Origin of the sequence: Novosphingobium sp. (assembly GCF_030699305.1) — a bacterium.
Classification (GTDB): domain Bacteria; phylum Pseudomonadota; class Alphaproteobacteria; order Sphingomonadales; family Sphingomonadaceae; genus Novosphingobium.
Genome location: NZ_JAUYNB010000038.1, coordinates 174,641 through 190,982, shown reverse-complemented (window position 1 = coordinate 190,982; position 16,342 = coordinate 174,641). Strand labels below are relative to the sequence as shown.

Genomic DNA, 16,342 nt, shown 5'->3' with positions numbered 1-16,342 from the left:
ATGTTTCCTTTTCAGCAGCGGAAAGGTCAGCGGCGGAAATAGTCTTCGACGTTCAGGAAGGCACGCAGCCCTTCGGGTGTCGCCATCCGGACAGGATCGTCTTCAGGCGTTGCCGGTCCGCGCCAGGCGGTCGCCCGCAGCGGCGACACCGTCCAGGCCGCGCGCGGGTCCAGCACGTGCGGGCAATTGGCGATCACGACGATTACATCCATCTCGGCGCGCAGAATGACGCTGCGGCCCGGTGCAAACGGACCGACCTGCGGAACGATCGTGCCGTCCGCCGCAATTGCCGCGCCTTTGAACAGGTTCACGCAAGGATGGACATCGCGGCGCTGCAACCCATGCTTTGCCGCGCCGAGGAGGAAGCGGTCGCGTCCGCTGGGACAGGAGCCGCTGTTGCGGCCTTCACCATATTTCGCAGCGTTGGTTGCCGCGTTGGACGTTCCGCAGAACGCATCGTGCGTGCCTGCGCTGTCCTCAAGAAAGCTCATCAGCACGCGGCCCATATCGGACAGCAGCAGCTTGCCCTGCCCAAGATAGGCGTTCCACTGGACCTTGACCGTGTCAGCGACGTTGAGCCGTTCGCTCGGCAGTTCGGCGTTGAACAACAGCAGCGACGCGCAGGCATCGCCCTGCAGGTCGATCAGCCGCAGCCGCGTGCCCCGCCCCAGCCGCCGGGTCGCGTAGCCGCCCGCCGCGATGGTCTCTTCCCACACCAGTTCGCTGGCCGGCACGTCGGCGGGCAAGTCATCGGCAACTGGTGGCAGCACCGGCATGGCATCGACCACGGTGCCAGCCATGCTGCGGGCGTGATCGCGGGCGGACTTGGGATCGGCAAGGATGGCACTCATGCGGCGGCTCCTTCGGCAAGTTCGCTGCCGTCCGGCTCATGCAGCGGCGGCAGTAGTGCGGTGGTGGTGACAAGCTGGAGCTGATGCACCCCGCGCACCCGGCGCAGCGCATCGCACAGGTCTTTCAGCCGCACGGCGGGGGCTTGCACCAGCAGGACTTCCAGCGACTGGTCATCTTCAAGGAAGACGTGCTGGGAGGAGATGACCTCTTTGAGATATTCGGCCTGCGTCTGGGCCAGCTGATGGCGCACGCGGCCGCGATCGCCGCGGTAGACGATGGTGATGGTCCCCGCGAGCATCTCTTCCGGACGGGTGTAGGCTTCGTGTTCCGCCAGGGCATGGCGGATCAGTTCGGCGATCAGCTGGGAGCGCGAGGGCAGACCGCGTTCCTCCACCATGGTGTCGAGCTGCCGGAACAGTGCGGCGGGGAGGCTCATCGAGAGCCGGGCGAGGCTTGCAGGTTCGGTGCTCACGGTGGGGCCTCTTCTAGCTGCTGGAAACTTGGTTGAGTGAAACGGACAAGGCTTCGGCCGCCGCGGGATCGGCGTCGCCGCGCAGGGCAAGATCATAGACTGCGGTCGCACCGAAGCGATGCGGCGCGTGCGGATCGTGGCGGCGTTTGTCGAGCGCGAGGACCCGCGTACCAAGCGTGAATGCCTCACGGATATCGTGCGTTACCATGATGATCGTCAGTGCATAATCGCGCCACAGCTGCTTGATCAGGCCATGCATATCGGCCCGGATGCCGGGATCGAGCGCACCGAACGGTTCATCGAGCAACAGGATGCGGGGGCGCTTGATCAGGGCCTGCGCGATGGCCAGCCGCTGCTGCATGCCGCCCGAAAGCTGCGCGGGGTACTGATGCAGGGAATTGCCCAGGCCGACCGCGTTCAGCATCTCGGTCGCTTCGGCCGTGGCTGCCCGGCGGGCGAAGCCGAACAGCCGCGCGAGCAGCGGCGCCTGTTCACATTCCAGTCCGAACACCGTGTTGCCCAGCACCGACAAGTGCGGGAACACCGAATAGCGCTGGAAAACGACGCCCCGGTCCGGCCCGCATTCGGGGGCGAGCGGCCGGCCATCAAGCATGATCTTCCCCCGGGTAGGACGCTCCTGACCCAGGATGAGCCGCAGCAGACTGCTCTTGCCCGCGCCCGAAGGTCCGATGATCGAGACGAACGAGCCCTCCGCGATATCAAGGTCGACCTTCTCGAGCACGATCTTGTCGCCATATTCGACCCAGACGTTCTGCAGGCTCAGGATGGGGGCGGGATGGTCGCTCAATGGCTTGCTCCGTGCGCCCACGGAAACCCGCGTTTGCTGAGGCGGGCAAGCATCACGTCCATCAGGATCGCCAGCAGCGCGATCCACGCCACGTAAGGGATGATCACGTCCATCGAGAGATAGCGCCGGACGAGGAATATCCGGTAACCAAGCCCGACATCCGACGCGATCGCCTCGGCCGAAATCAGGAACACCCAGGCCGGGCCGAGCGAAAGTCGCACCGTCTGGATCAGGCGCGGCATGGCTTGCGGCAGCGCGACCCGGATCATGATCTGCCAGGAACTGGCCCCCAGCGTCTGCGCCTTGACGATCTGTTCGGCTGGCAGGGCGGCGACATGGGCGGCGATGTCGCGCACCATGACCGGGGCGATCCCGATGACGATCAGCGCAACCTTCGCTGTTTCCCCAAGCCCCAGGGCAATAAACAGGATCGGGAGCAAAGCGATTGGGGGAATGACCGCGATGCCCGTCACCAACGGCCCCAGCGTGGCCCGCACCGGCGGCAGCACTCCCAGCACCAGCCCGACAATCAACGCCGTGACCGTTGCGATCCCCAGTCCCAGGCCAAGCCGCTGCAGGCTGGCCAGCGTATCAACCCAGAACACGAACTGTCCGCTGAGCTGGTCAGCCTGGAACATCAACGCATACATGCTGCGGGCCATGCTGGCGGGCAGCGGCAGGATCTTGTCCACCGGGTTGGCGGCATGGCGCTGGGCCGCCGCGAACAGATACAGCAGCACCAGCGACAGGATCGGCAGCGAACCCAGCAGGATGCGCTCGCTCCGACTTGCATGACGGTTTACCCAACGCATGATCGTTCCTGAACCTCGCTGTCTTGGCAGAACGCGATCAGAGCTTTCCGTCGGCGGCGAGCTGCATGAAGCTGTCGTCAAAGCGGAGCGTCACGCGTTGGGGATCGCCAAGCGTCTTCCCGCCGGGAAATCCGATTCCGACCATGTCGGCTGACGTCGCGCCGTTGAACAAGCCCTTCGAAAAGCTGAAATCGCGCACCAGCGTCATGGTCGAGACCAGCGCGGGCGATACTGTGGCCGCGACGCCAGCCTTGGGATCGGTATAAAGGAATGTCGTCGCAAGCTGGGCGTCGAACATTTCGGGCGTCGCGCCGGACAGTTTGGCCATCGCCGCGCGGGCCGCCTTGCCTTGCGCATCCTGACGCTGCATCAGCGCAACCGTCTCGTACCAGATGCCGGCGAGCGCCTTGCCAAGGTTCGGGTTGGCCTTGAGCGTGGCGGTGTCGACGACCATGAGGTCAAGAATTTCGCCCGGAATATCGGCCGAGCTGAACACCAGGTTCGCCCCCGGCGTGGCTTTCATGACCGAGAGTTGCGGGTTCCACGTCACGGCTGCGGTGACATCCGGCGACCCGAAGGCGCTGACGATGTCGGCGTCGGACGTGTTGATCGTCTTGACGTCGGTGGATTTCAGACCGGCCTTTTCCAGCCCGCGCGCCAGCAGATAGTGCGAGACCGACAGCTCGACCAGATAGATCGAGCGGTTCTTGATCGCGCTGAGCGAAGTCGCGTCCTTCAGCAGGATGCCATCATTGCCGTTCGAATAATCGCCGACAATAATGGCGCTGGTGTCTTTGCCGCCAGCCGCAGGAATCGTGAGGGCGTCCATGTTGGTCACGGTCACGCCGTCAAACTTGCCGGCGGTGTACTGGTTGACCGATTCAACGTAGTCGTTGACCTGCACAAGATTGATCTTGATGCCGTATTTGTCGCCCCATTTCTTCACGATCCCGGCTTGCTGGGCATAGGGCCAGGGCATCCATCCGGCATAGATCGACCAGCCGATGTTGAATTCCGTGCGCTGCTCCGTTTCGGGCGCGGACGACTGCGAACAGGCTGTCAGCATGAGCGCTCCAGCCATCAGCACCCCAGCGCCGAATTTGCCAACCAGCTTGATCATGATTCGATTTCCTTTCGCACTGCAGCATCACCACAGTCCTGACTCTTGTCCATCAAAAAATATTACCATCTCAAGAAAGGGTAATAACGTTGCGGCCTTGAGGGTGACAGCCCTCGATCGCCGCGCTGCGCGCCCGGTTGGTCCAGCGGATCCCTGCCCGTAGCGCGCAATCCCCGATTCCCCGGCCTGCCGGGCCTGCTGTGATGAAAGCCCGCGTGACGGACGATGCGATTCGCATGTCTGCTCGCCGCCGCAACGCGCCGGAGGGCCTGGGCGTGTTTCAGGCGAGCACCATTTGCGTGCCGATGATCCCCGAAAACAGCGGATTTGTGCGGTGCAGCATCAATTCGAGTCATACTGAGCAAGTGCGGAATTATTACGCTTGACGGATTTCGTAATATCCATAACGTTATGGCTCATCGCCCCCAAGCTGGCGGGCGACGGACGACAATCGGCGATGTGACAATACGGGCATCGCCGATTCAAAAAGTGAGGGTTCGGGAATCGAGAGCCAAGCTGCAATACCGCTGTTTCAAGCGATGCAATGCCGATTTTCGGCGATGTCGCTGTGCCAGTGCTTGCAGGTCTTTCGGCGGTCCCTGATGGTTTGCACGACAACGACGCTGCGCATTGGCAGCGCCGGATCAGACCCAGCGCAAGTTGCGGGTGGGGGAATGGAATTCTTAAGCAAGCTGGCCGCGTCGGCGGTCAATAAGGTGCCGGCTTAGCCAGAGCGCCAGGGGAGAAGGGTGTCACTCAACCACAGGCTCATAATAAGGGGGTTTGCAGTGACTATGAAATTGTTCCGCAACACGCTGCTTGGCGCTACCATGCTGATGGGATTTGGCGCCACCACCGCACTCGCGCAGGACGCTTTGCCAAGCGCCGAAAGCAATGACAGCTCCGGCGAGATCATCGTGACGGCCACGCGGCGCGCAACGTCGCTGCAGGATGTGCCGATCAACATCACTGCGGTCGGCTCGGCCCAGCTTGAACGGCAGCGGATCGACGATGTCCGCGATATCGCCGATTTCACCCCCGGCCTGACCATTTCCGACACGGGCCCCGGATCAACCGGCACGATCGTGATGCGCGGCCTCAACGCTTCGGACACGAGCACGTCCGGCGCTTCGTATGACGACGCGCTTGGCGTCTATCTGGGCGAAGTTCCGCTCTACTACGACTTCAAACTGCTCGACATTTCGCGGGTTGAAGTGCTGCTTGGGCCGCAAGGCACGCTCTATGGACTGGGCACGCTGGCCGGCGCGATCCGCAACATTCCCAACCGCCCCAACCTGGATTCCTTCGAAGGCGAAGTACACGGTCGGCTGTTTGGCAAAAGCCACAGCGGGCAGGTCGGCTATCAGGCGGACGGCGTCATCAACATCCCGATCGTCAAGGATCACATCGCCTTCCGCTCGGCCACGGGCTACTTCTTCGACCCCGGTTTCATTGACTACGCGCTGCTGGTCCAGAAGCCCGGCATATCGCTGCCGCAGCCCAGTGGCCCGGTCAGCGTATCGGACGCGGCCTATGCTGCCAACCTGACCCGCCGCAATGACCTCAACTTCGAGCGCACCTTCTCCACGCGCAACCAGTTGCTCATTCAGTTCAGCGAAGACCTGAAAGTCAACTTCACTTACGCCTATCAGCAGACCAAGACCGACGGCGGGCAGTACAACAGCAACGGCGTGCTCGGGACCGGCAGGTATGAAAGCGCCGGCCGCTTTATCGAACCGGCCACGCGCCGGGCGCATCTGGGCAGCATTGAGATCAACGCCAATATTGCCGATTTCGTCGATCTGGTTGCCACGTCCGCTTACACCGATGTGAAAAACAAGACGCAGTCCGATATTACCGATCTGCTGCTCGACCTCGACTATGGGTATGAATCGTTCCCGGCCTTTTCGGGCTTCAACGAGAACGAGAATACGCGCAAGCAGTTCAACCAGGAAGTCCGCTTCGTCTCTCGCCACGGCGGTCCGTTCAACTGGGTGCTGGGCGGCTTCTACAACGAGCAAAAGCGGCAGCAGGACGGCCGGGAGCGATTGCCCAACCATCCGTGGGTGGCATTCGGAATCCAGCCCAACCCGGACGAAGTCGAATATGCGGCCTTCACAACGTCCAAAGTGACGGAAAAGGCGATCTTCGGCGAAGGTACATTCAGGATAATGCCCGAGTGGCAGGTTACCGCCGGCGCGCGCTATTTCGGCTATTCCTCGACAATCGCCGGTCGCGCGGTGCTGCCGCTGCTCGGCGATCCGGTCAGCCCCTATGATCTGCCCTCAGCCGGCGGCAGCGCGAAGAACAGCGGCTGGGTGTGGAAGTTCAACTCATCCTACAACTTTACGCCGGACTTCATGGTCTATGGGACGTACAGCAAGGGCTATCGGATCGGCGGCCCGAACTCCGTCGCACCGTGCGTTCTGCCGCTCGACCTTACCCAGCAGAATGTCTGCGCCTTGCCGAACGAGATCCAGTACGGTCCGGACACGACCAAGAACATCGAAATCGGGCTTCGTACCCAGCTGTTCGATCGCAAGCTGACGTTTAACTTCAACGTCTTCAAGATCGATTGGGAAGGCATTCAGGTCGATTCATCCACGCTGAACGGGATTGTCGGCATCACGGTGAATGGCGGCAAGGGCAAGTCCGAGGGCTTTGAAACGTCGTTCCAGCTGCGCCCGGTTCCCCGCGTGTCGATCCAGGGAACCTATTCCTACACGAATGCGCGGCTGACCGAAGATGTGCCCGGCATCATTGCGATCAACAGCCCGGCCGGCACTTATCCCAGCAGCCCCATCCAGCTCGACGCACTGGCCGGGGACCGCCTGCCTGGATCGGCAAAAAACAGCGGAAGTCTTGGCGCGGCGTACACAGCCCCGTTCATGGACGGCACGATCATCGCCGATTGGACAGCGACCTATCGCGGTGATGTCGTGACACGCCTTGGCTGGGACCGGGCCTATGGTGACAAGTTGCCGGGGTATGTGCTGCACCGGTCTTCGGTTTCTTATGAGACCGATCAATTCAGTGTCACGTTGTTTGCGAACAACATCTTCAACAAATACGCAGTGGCGTCCGTCGCGAATGATCGCTCACGCGTTGGCCTCAATGGTGGTGTCGTGCTGCGTTACTACAAGCAGACGGTCATCAATCCGCGCACCTTCGGCATCGAAGCGCGGTTCAAATACTGACATAACGAGTCGGATTGGGGCGCTGTTCTGCAAGAATGGCGCTTCAATCCGCCCGTTGACTGAACATGGCCGCTGGGCTGGCGGCTGGCAGAGGGGCAAACGGCATGGCATATGATCCGCGCGTGTTCTGGCCGAAACAGGCCGCAAAGCTGGGTGCTGCGCTCCTGCTGGCAGGTTGCGCCGCAGGCCTGCCGGTTGCTGCTGCCAACGCCGCCGCAACCCCGACGTTGTTCGCGGAACGGTGGATCGACGGGACAAACGGGGATGAGCCCGGCACCCAGGTCCAGGCGCTCGATGGCGATACTTTCGTCATCCGGCAGTCAGTAAAGACCAACTTCGAAGCCCCGTTCCTTTACCTGATCTTCGGGCGCGACAAGGTGCTGCTGATCGACAGCGGGGCCGAAGGCGGGCGGATCAGACCGACCGTCGACAAGCTGATCGCCGATTGGCTGGCCGCCAACCAGCGCACCGCAATCCCGCTGATCGTCGCGCACAGCCACAACCACGGCGATCATATTTCTGGCGACGCCGCATTCCGCGACCGCCCTGATACGACCGTCGTCGGACTGAAACCGGCTGACGTCATGGGCTTTTTCGGCATCGCCAGGTGGCCCGAAGGGATCGGCCGGTTCGATCTTGGCCAGCGCAAGCTCAGCATTCTGCCCACGCCCGGCCACCAGTCGGCGGCGATCATGATCTACGACCCCAGGCTGAAAATCCTGTTCTCCGGCGACACGCTCTATCCAGGCCGGCTTTATGTGCCGGTCAACTTTCTGGCGGACAACCGCGCCAGCATCGATCGGCTGGCGGCATTTGCGGCCACGCACAAGATTCGCGCGGTCCTGGGCGCCCATATCGAAATGACACGCACGCCCGGGCGGGATTATCCGAACGAAGCATCCACGCATCCGGACGAGCATCCCCTTGAACTCCCGGCCAGCAGCATCGGCGAATTGCAGGCCGGCCTGAAAACGACGCCCGGTGTGCCCGATCAGGCGCAGGTGTTTGAACACTTCATCATCTACCCCGTGGCCGCCCGTGCCGAGTGACGCGGCTTTGCCCGATGGGGAGCCGGTCGGGATTGAGCGGGTCGGCTGCCGCCACGTCATAGATCACATCTATGTGAACTATACCGGATTGGCGTCTGGCGTGATGACGCGAATTTCACGACCTTCAACCGGACATCAACTTCATCCTTGTGCCCACCGCACGCAGGGTAATCCCAGCATGCACCGGGCCTATATCGCGAGTGCAGGCCAATGAACGGAGTTCGCGTAGGTAAGCGGGTGATCGGCGCGGATTCGCCGGTTACCATCGGCTGGGAAAATCTGCCGCAAGTGGAAGGCGGCCCGGTGAAGCGGTTCGTTTTCACCTGGTTTCAGCCCGCCGTGCTGTTCACGATGATCCTGTTCTGGTTCTACGCGCCCAATTCCATTGCCACGGCATCAACCGCGATCGCGATCGGCATCGGCTTCAAGGTGTTGTTGCTGGCGCTGGAATGGGTCAACCCGCGCTACGCCAGCTGGCGGCTGACGTGGAAAGAACTGGTTACGGACCTGTTCTTCGTCGGGCTGGGCTACACAATTCTTGGCACGGTCGACAATTACATCGGCAGCGCTGTCGTGATCGAAGCGATCCAGAAAAGTTTTGATTGGGACAAGCTGGCGTGGTTTTCCGCCCTGCCGCTGCTGGTTCAGGCCTTTTTCATCCTGCTGATTTTCGATTTCGGGCAATACTGGATGCATCGCGGGATGCACAACTGGTATCCGCTGTGGCTGACGCATTCGGTGCATCATTATATTACGCAGCTGAACATCAACAAGGGCGCGGTCGGCAACCCGGTTGAGCTGTTTCTGATCGGGCTGGGCATCGGCGGCTTCTTTGACTTCCTGCCGCGCGCCTTTCTGCTCGCCGGAGGGGTTGGCATGGCCATCGGAACCTATCAGCACATCAACGTTCGCTTCAATTCACCGCGCTGGTGGCTGTTCCTGTTCAACACCACCGAGCATCACAGCCTGCACCATTCGCGGGATTTCGAAGCCAGCCGCAGCAACTATTCCGGCACCTTCATCTTCATCGACCGGATTTTCGGAACCTGCGTCGATGGCGAGGCGGAACTGCTGGGCATGGAAGGCGGGCACCGCATGACGATCCGTGAGCAGATGACTTACCCGTTCACCGAGGCCTGGAAAACCACCAAGGAACTCTATGGCAAACGGCGGTACGGCCAGTCGCAGGACCAGTCGCAGACGGTCCCGGCGGAGTGACCGGGTGGCCGAGGCGGCACGCTGGATTGCCATTGTTCCAATCCTGGCGACCGTCCCGGGACTTTCACGGTCGGCAAGCGCCGCAGACTGAGGCGCAAGACTGGCGCGAACTACTCTTTCAAACGGAGGCCATGTGAACTTGCACTTCATCGACTGGATCTGGAACATCCGCGGCAGCCTCGCGCTCGCCCCCGAACAATCGAGTGACGACGCCTTCGGGCGGCTCGATCCCCTGTTCCGCGAAACCGGGACCACGCACGAACGAACAAACGACATGTTGACGTTCCGCAAGCAGAACCAGGCTGCGCAAGACAAGATGGCGACGTTCGATGGCGGCGTGCTGCAGATCGAACACGGCATGGGCGGCGCGGTACTGCGCTATCGGCTCGCCAGCCGGACCTTGCTGTTGTGCTTTCTGGCACCGCTGCTGTTTCTGGCCTTTGCGCAGTTGACGATCACCATCGGCAAGTTTGAAAGCGCTTCAACCGCAGCCGCAGAAAAGTCCAAAAAGCCCGAAAAAGCGGATACGGTGCTGCAGCAGCATCCGATCGACAAGGCGCTGGGCGCACCGGCACCGGAAAAGCCCAAGAAGAAAGAGAAAAACTCCCCGACCGCCGCCTATGTCTTCGCCGCACTGTTCGCCGCGCTCTATCTGGTGGGCCGGATTCTGGAGGGCCGACTGGTGAAGTCGCTCTTTCGCAAGAGCCTGCGGGGTTCATAGCGCTCAGCCTGGAAGCTGCGCCGGACGCAGGCCGCTCTCGAACTGAACGGTTTGACTGGCTGGTCCGCCGGGCGGCGGGCTGATACCAGCACGGTTCTGTTCGTCTGAAGGATATCCATGCGCACCCGGCTCAGCGTCTGCCAAAGGAAAGCGCGCTACCGCAGCGAGGCGGAGGCTCTGGCGGCGGTGTTCTGCGCAACGATCACGCTGCGCCCGTATCGCTGCGATCGCTGCTGGCAGTTCCACCTGACCAGCCGGACCAAGGGCAAGCGGATCCCGCGCCAGTCCGGGCCAGCAGCGCCAGGCTGATCGTGAACTGCGCGGTCCGGTCGGCCGGTTGGAACGGTTCCCGATCCGCGTGGCGACCGATCAGACCTTGCGGCCGTGTCCCTGCCAGTGCGGCGCGCGCAAGTCTGTTTTCAGGATCTTGCCGATTGCGCTGCGGGGGAGCGGCTCGCTGCGCACTTCCCAGCTTTTGGGCCACTTGTAGCGGGCAATCCGCGCTTCGAGGTGGCGGCGCAGCGCTTCCTCGTCAAACACCGCGCCGTCTTCAAGCACCAGGATCGCGTGGACCCGTTCGACCCAGCGCTCATCGGGAACCCCGATTGCGGCACTTTCGCGCACAGCGGGATGCAGGTTCAGCGCGTTCTCGACTTCGGTCGAATAGATGTTCTCCGCGCCGGATACGATCATGTCCTTCAGCCGGTCGGTGATGAACAGATAGCCGCCTGCATCCATGTACCCGGCGTCCTGCGAATGCATCCAGCCACCGCGCAGCGCTTCGGCGGTTTCGGCGGGCTTGCCCCAGTATCCGGCCATGACGCACGGCCCGCGTCCGACAATTTCGCCGATCTGGCCGCGCGGCACTTCGCGGTCATCGGGGCCGACAACTTTTGCCTCGAAGCCATAGGCCGGAACGCCAACCGAACGCAGCCTGGCAGCGTCCGCGCCGGGGCGGTGATCGGCGGGCAGAAGCGCAGTCAGCGACGGCATTTCGGTCATTCCGAAGCCCTGGATGAAATCGACTGCGGGCATCCGCGCCTGCACACGTTCCAACGTGGCGGCGGGCATCGGCGATCCGCCGTAGCCCAGCATCTGCAGCGAACCCAGATCGTGCGCCGCCAGATCGGCGCGGCTAAGTGCATCGATCACCGATGGCACGGTAAAGGCGTGGGTCACGCGGTGACGGGCGACCAGCGCGATGATCGTTGCGGCATCCGGGCGCGGGGTAAACACATGGGTTCCGCCCACCATCGTCACGGTGAACAGCCCGATGTCGGCCAGATGAAACATCGGCGCGCAGTGCAAGTTGATGCAGGCGGCATCGAAGGGAATGATCGCGATCAGGTTGGTGGCGACCGACACCAGATTGCGGTGCGTCAGCATCACCCCCTTGGGCAGGCCGGTGGTGCCGCCGGTATAGAAGATCCCGGCAACATCGGCGTCCCCCCGCGCGGCATCCCCGGTCGCTGACTGCGCGGCAATGCGCTGGCGCAGCGATCCGTCCTGTTCGGCGAGGGCAATCACGGTGAGTGCCGGAAATTCGGCCGCCAGAGCCGCGCCGTGTTCGCCAAAGCCGTCGCCATGGAACAGCACTTTTGCGCCCACATCGTGCAGTTGATAGGCCAGTTCGGGCACTGCCAGCCGGGTGTTCAGCGGCACGATGATTGCCCCGGCCCAGACTACCGCGAAATAGGCGTCGAAATACTGATCGCTGTTGTGGGCCAGCACCGCCACCCGGTCACCATCCGCAACGCCCAGTGACCGGATCAGGCCCGCGAACCGGGCCACATCGCGGGCGACTTCGGCCCAGGTCCGCTGGCGCGAGCCGTCGATGGTCGCAATCGCATCCGACCGGATCCGGGCCGAGCGGTGAAGTCCCTGGGTCAAATGCACGAAACGGCCCCTGCAGCAGAATAGATGGCGCATGCGCCGCCGCCGAGACTAATTGGCCGCGACATTATGTCAAACACATTGACTAAATGCCCGGTTCCATGGAATCCTGCGGTGGTCGGATATTCTCCCGTCACAACCCCGAATTGGAAGAGGGTATCATGGTTGAAGGAAGTAGCCTGGACCGGCTGAAAGGTATCCACCACGCCGCCTATCGCTGCATCGATGCAGAGCAGACGCGCTGGTTCTATGAGGACGTGATCGGGCTGCGCTTTGCCGGGATCGTGTTGCAGGACGGGATCGAGGGCACCTATGTAACATCGCGCTATATGCACTTGTTCTTCGAGCTGGGTGACGGCAACTATCTGGCGTTCTTTGACGAGCCGACCGGCGCGAAACCGGATTCCGGCATGCGCAAGGACAGCTTTGACGTTCACGTTGCGATCGAGGCGAAGACCGAGGAAGACCTGCTGGCGATGCAGGACCGGATGCGCCGCCACGGCAAGACCTGCCATGGCCCGGTTGACCACGGCTTCGTGAAGTCGGTCTATATGTACGATCCGAACGGGCTGCAGGTTGAATTCACCTGGCGCGTGCCCGAACACGACGCGATCCTGGCCGAGGAAGAGCGCACCGCGCGCGAACGGCTGGCGGGCTGGACCGCCGAAACCCGCGCCGCCAAACTCGCCCTGTTCGGGGCCGACGCGATCAAGATTCCCGAAATCAAGGCAGCCTGAGCATGAGCAAATATAACCGCATCCCCTACCTCATCAAATTCTCCGAAAAGGTGGTGTTCAAGGATACCTATTCGGGCGAAGTCGGGCAGGTCGTGCTGGAGGCGCACCTGCTCCAGCCGGAAACGCTGTCCAATACCGTGGTGATCATGATGCACCCGATCGGCGGCGGGTCCTACTTGCCGCTACCCTCGCAACTGGCGAAGCTGGGCGTCCACGTGATCTACTGCAACAGCCGCTATCGCGGCACGGATGCAGCGCTGATCATGGAGAAAGTGGCGCTCGACCTGGGGGCCTGCGTGCGCGACGCGAAGGAGCGGCTGGGCTATGACTATGTCGTGCTGGGCGGGTGGAGCGGCGGCGGTGCGCTGTCGCTGTTCTATCAGGCCGAGGCCGAGAACCCGACTGTGACCCAGACCCCGGCGGGCGATCCGATCGACCTGACGGCGGCCGGCCTGATCCCGGCCGATGGGGTGATGCTGCTCGCCGCGCACCTGTCGCGCAACCAGACGCTGACCGAGTGGATGGACCCGTCGGTCAGCGATGAGGCCCGCCCGTTCGAACGCGACCCGGACCTGAACATCTACGATCCTGCGAGCCCCAACCAGCCGCCCTATACGGCCGAGTTCATGGCCCGCTACCGTGCCGCGCAGATTGATCGCAACCGCCGCATCACGCGCTGGGTGCAGGATGAACTGGCCGAATTGCACCGCACCGGACGCAGCAACCACGAGCGCGGGTTCGTGGTTCACGGGACGATGGCCGATCCGCGGTTCGTCGACCCCGCACAAGACCCCAGCGATCGCCCGCCGAACTGGTGCTATCTGGGCGATCCGGTGGTGGTGAACGACGGGCCGGTCGGCCTTGCGCGGTTTTCCACGCTGCGCTCATGGCTGTCGCAGTGGTCCTATGACCTGTCGAACGCCGATGGCCTGAAATGCGCGGCGCGGATCCATGCGCCGCTGCTGGTGATTGAAAACAGCGCCGACGATGCCTGCACCCCCGATCACGCCCGGCGGCTGATGGCGGCGGCGGTCAACGCGCCGCAGACGCATCACGTGGTAAAGGGGGCCAACCACTATTACTTCGGCCAGCCGGAACTCTGCCGTCAATCCGCCGAAGTGGTGAAAAGCTGGATAGCCAGCCAGGGCTGGTAACCGGCGCCAGACCCTCCGGAGAAACAGAACGGCCCGGGACAGGATATCCTGTCCCGGGCCGGTTCGTGTCGGGCCTGCCGGTCAGAAGCTCTTGCGAACCCCGAACGTGAAGGTGCGCGGTTCGTTCAGTGCGCCAACCTGGCCCATCCCGATCGGGCTGCCGAACGAGAACGTCCGGTAGACCTCCTTGGTCAGGTTGCTGGCGTTGACGAAGAAGCTTAGCTGCAGCGGGTTATACGTCAGCTGCACGCGGGCGCTGACCAGATCCGACGGCAGGCTGGTGTTGTCCCCCGGGGCCGAGGCGGGCTGGTGCAGCATCGTGTCCGAATGGACCAGCTGCGCAAATCCGCTGAGCGACAGGTCGGGCGAGAGATCGGCGTTGAAGCGCGTGCCCAGTGTATAAGTCAGACGCGGCGCGCGCTGCATCCGCTCGCCATTGTCGAGCTTGGCGGTGGGGTTCCACGCCATGTTGCCGAACGCGGTGAGCCACGGGGCCAGCTTGAACTGGGTTTCGGCTTCCAGCCCGGTGCTTTTCGCGTCGAGCGAGCGGACCTGAAAGGCGCGCGCGGTCGAGTTGTAGAAGCTGTCCTGATAGTTCTTGATCTCAAGGTGGTAGGCCGCCAGCGAGAAGTAGGCCCGGCCATCGAGGAACCGGCCCTTGAGCCCGGCCTCAAACGTTGTCACCCGTTCGCGCGGGACCAGGAAAGTGATCGGCGACGGCGCCGCGATCGATGCCTGGTTGACGAAGCCAGCCCCCTTGTTGCCCTGCCCGACCGACACATACAGCGTCGAAGCCTCGGTCGGGTTGAAGCTGAGCGTGCCGGAGAAATCGAACGTATTGTCGGTCACGTCGCGGGCGGTGCCGGTGCCGGTCGGCGTGACCAGCACGGCCACGAGGCCGGTCGGGCGGCCCAGATTGTCAAGCAGGCGCTTGTGATAGTTCGCCGATTTCTTGTCGGTGGTAAAGCGTCCGCCGACCGTGAACTGGGCGTTGTCGGCGATGTGCCAGACGCCCTGGCCAAAGCCCGCAAAGGTGTTTTCGGTCTGGTTGAAGCGCTGCGAGACCGTGCCGTAGAGTCCGCCAAGAACCGGGAAGCCATTGTAATAGCTGACGTAATCATACTTGGTGGTCGAATGCAGGTAATACGCCCCCAGGATGAATTCGATCGCCTTGCCAGTGGGCGAGGCCAGCCGCAGTTCCTGGGTGAACTGGCTGAACGTTTCGTTGAACTGCGAATGCAGGAACGGCTGCGGGGTTGAATCCGAATCGAACGCGTTCTGGAACTTGAACCAAGAATACCCGGTGATCGCGGTCAGCGAATAATCGTTGCCCAGATCGTAGTTGATTTCCAGCGAGGGGTCATAGCTCTTCTGGTAATCGAGCGTTTCGCCCGACGCGCCCGAGCTTTCGTACTTGGTGTAGTCAGGCAGCCCGCCGTCGACCACGCCGAGCGCCGTCAGCCCGGCGACGTTCTGGTTGGCGATGAATTCAAAGTTGTTGCCGATCGTGTCGAGCCGGCTGGTCTGGAACTTGGCGCGGACCTTCAACTGGTCGGTCGGTTCCCAATCGGCCACGGCGCGGATGACATAGCGATCGCCAGCCGGCTCGTCGCGGGCGCGGGTGGGGTTGCTGACATAGCCTTCGATGTTCTCATAGAGCGCGGCAATGCGCAGCTTGAACGTATCGCTGGCCACGATGTCGAGCGCGCCGTCCATCGACCAGCCGCCATAGTTGGCTTCGATCTGACCCTGCACATAGCCACCGGCCTGCGATCCCGCCCCGCGCGAGATGACCGCGACCGCGCCGACGCTGGTGTTCTTGCCGAACAGCACGCCCTGGCTGCCCTTGACCACTTCGACGCGTTCGATATCGAACAGCGCATCGCGGTATTGCCGCGCACGCGGGTGATAGACCCCGTCGACAAACAGCCCGACCGATTGTTCGAACACCTGACTGCCGGCCGAAGTGCCGACGCCCCGAATGCTGACCCCGCTCAGGCCGCCGGGCGATTCATGCATCGACAGCCCGGGCACGTTGGCCGCCAGCCCTTTGATTTCGGAAATCCCCATATCGTTGACGAGTTCACCGCTGACGACGTTGATCGTCATCGGGGTCTTTTCCAGCTTCGTTTCGCGCTTTTGCGCGGTCACGACGATGTCGACCAGGGCGTTACTGTCGTCGTCGTCGTCCTGCGCCAGTGCGGGTGCTGCGGTCAGCAGCAGTGCCGGGCAAAGTGCAGCTCCGACAAGCAGGTGTGCGCGAAACTTGATCATCCCATCCTCCCCTTCAAATCATCCTCTGCCGGATG

The 16,342-nt window shown here is 62.6% G+C and carries 15 protein-coding genes; 8 read left to right on the top strand and 7 right to left on the bottom strand.

Annotation, left to right across the window (positions count from 1 at the left end):
- Positions 1-26: 26 nt before the first annotated feature.
- The 5 genes from Q8Q53_RS15555 to Q8Q53_RS15535 are packed head-to-tail and all read right to left on the bottom strand — an operon-like array spanning position 27 to position 4,064.
- Positions 27-851 (bottom strand): urea amidolyase associated protein UAAP1, encoded by an 825-nt coding sequence (locus tag Q8Q53_RS15555; protein WP_305702698.1) that lies wholly within the window; start codon positions 849-851, stop codon positions 27-29.
- Positions 848-1,288: a CopG family ribbon-helix-helix protein gene (locus Q8Q53_RS15550; RefSeq protein WP_371136575.1), complete on the bottom strand. Its 441-nt coding sequence runs from the start codon at positions 1,286-1,288 to the stop codon at positions 848-850. Before Q8Q53_RS15550 ends, Q8Q53_RS15555 begins: the two co-directional genes overlap by 4 nt.
- 49 nt (positions 1,289-1,337) lie before the next feature.
- On the bottom strand, positions 1,338-2,132 hold the full coding sequence (locus tag Q8Q53_RS15545) for an ATP-binding cassette domain-containing protein (protein WP_305702696.1): 795 nt from the start codon (positions 2,130-2,132) through the stop codon (positions 1,338-1,340).
- Positions 2,129-2,944 carry an ABC transporter permease gene (locus Q8Q53_RS15540; RefSeq protein ID WP_305702695.1) on the bottom strand — a complete coding sequence of 272 codons (816 nt, stop codon included), beginning with the start codon at positions 2,942-2,944 and terminating at the stop codon, positions 2,129-2,131. The genes Q8Q53_RS15545 and Q8Q53_RS15540 overlap by 4 nt, the downstream gene beginning before the upstream one ends.
- A 37-nt stretch (positions 2,945-2,981) precedes the next feature.
- On the bottom strand, positions 2,982-4,064 hold the full coding sequence (locus tag Q8Q53_RS15535) for a putative urea ABC transporter substrate-binding protein (RefSeq protein ID WP_305702694.1): 1,083 nt from the start codon (positions 4,062-4,064) through the stop codon (positions 2,982-2,984).
- Positions 4,065-4,267: 203 nt separating this feature from the next.
- Between Q8Q53_RS15535 and Q8Q53_RS15530 the strand changes: the two genes are divergently transcribed.
- The 6 genes from Q8Q53_RS15530 to Q8Q53_RS15505 all read left to right on the top strand — a co-directional run bounded on the left by Q8Q53_RS15530 (position 4,268) and on the right by Q8Q53_RS15505 (position 10,558).
- A complete protein-coding gene (locus Q8Q53_RS15530) occupies positions 4,268-4,450 on the top strand; it encodes a hypothetical protein (RefSeq protein WP_305702693.1) in 183 nt (60 codons plus the stop codon).
- 408 nt (positions 4,451-4,858) lie between these two features.
- The gene (locus Q8Q53_RS15525; RefSeq protein WP_305702792.1) at positions 4,859-7,261 is read left to right on the top strand and encodes a TonB-dependent receptor; all 2,403 of its coding nucleotides are present in this window, start codon (positions 4,859-4,861) and stop codon (positions 7,259-7,261) included.
- Positions 7,262-7,365: 104 nt separating this feature from the next.
- A complete protein-coding gene (locus Q8Q53_RS15520; protein WP_305702692.1) occupies positions 7,366-8,310 on the top strand; it encodes an MBL fold metallo-hydrolase in 945 nt (314 codons plus the stop codon).
- A 210-nt stretch (positions 8,311-8,520) separates the two neighbouring features.
- A complete protein-coding gene (locus Q8Q53_RS15515; protein WP_305702691.1) occupies positions 8,521-9,528 on the top strand; it encodes a sterol desaturase family protein in 1,008 nt (335 codons plus the stop codon).
- A 133-nt stretch (positions 9,529-9,661) separates the two neighbouring features.
- The gene (locus Q8Q53_RS15510) at positions 9,662-10,249 is read left to right on the top strand and encodes a hypothetical protein (protein ID WP_305702690.1); all 588 of its coding nucleotides are present in this window, start codon (positions 9,662-9,664) and stop codon (positions 10,247-10,249) included.
- 117 nt (positions 10,250-10,366) lie between these two features.
- Positions 10,367-10,558, top strand: a complete 192-nt coding sequence (locus tag Q8Q53_RS15505) for a hypothetical protein (protein WP_305702689.1) — start codon at positions 10,367-10,369, stop codon at positions 10,556-10,558.
- A gap of 60 nt (positions 10,559-10,618) precedes the next feature.
- On the opposite strand, the gene Q8Q53_RS15500 is transcribed toward Q8Q53_RS15505, so the two are convergent.
- Positions 10,619-12,145 carry a long-chain fatty acid--CoA ligase gene (locus Q8Q53_RS15500; protein WP_305702688.1) on the bottom strand — a complete coding sequence of 509 codons (1,527 nt, stop codon included), beginning with the start codon at positions 12,143-12,145 and terminating at the stop codon, positions 10,619-10,621.
- A gap of 158 nt (positions 12,146-12,303) precedes the next feature.
- Here Q8Q53_RS15500 and Q8Q53_RS15495 point away from each other — a divergent pair, with 158 nt between their 5' ends.
- Positions 12,304-12,879 (top strand): VOC family protein, encoded by a 576-nt coding sequence (locus Q8Q53_RS15495; protein ID WP_305702687.1) that lies wholly within the window; start codon positions 12,304-12,306, stop codon positions 12,877-12,879.
- A 2-nt stretch (positions 12,880-12,881) separates the two neighbouring features.
- On the top strand, positions 12,882-14,033 hold the full coding sequence (locus Q8Q53_RS15490) for an alpha/beta hydrolase (RefSeq protein WP_305702686.1): 1,152 nt from the start codon (positions 12,882-12,884) through the stop codon (positions 14,031-14,033).
- Positions 14,034-14,114: 81 nt separating this feature from the next.
- On the opposite strand, the gene Q8Q53_RS15485 is transcribed toward Q8Q53_RS15490, so the two are convergent.
- Complete coding sequence (locus Q8Q53_RS15485) at positions 14,115-16,307, bottom strand: TonB-dependent receptor (RefSeq protein ID WP_305702685.1); 2,193 nt, start codon at positions 16,305-16,307, stop codon at positions 14,115-14,117.
- Between the last annotated feature and the right edge of the window lie 35 nt (positions 16,308-16,342).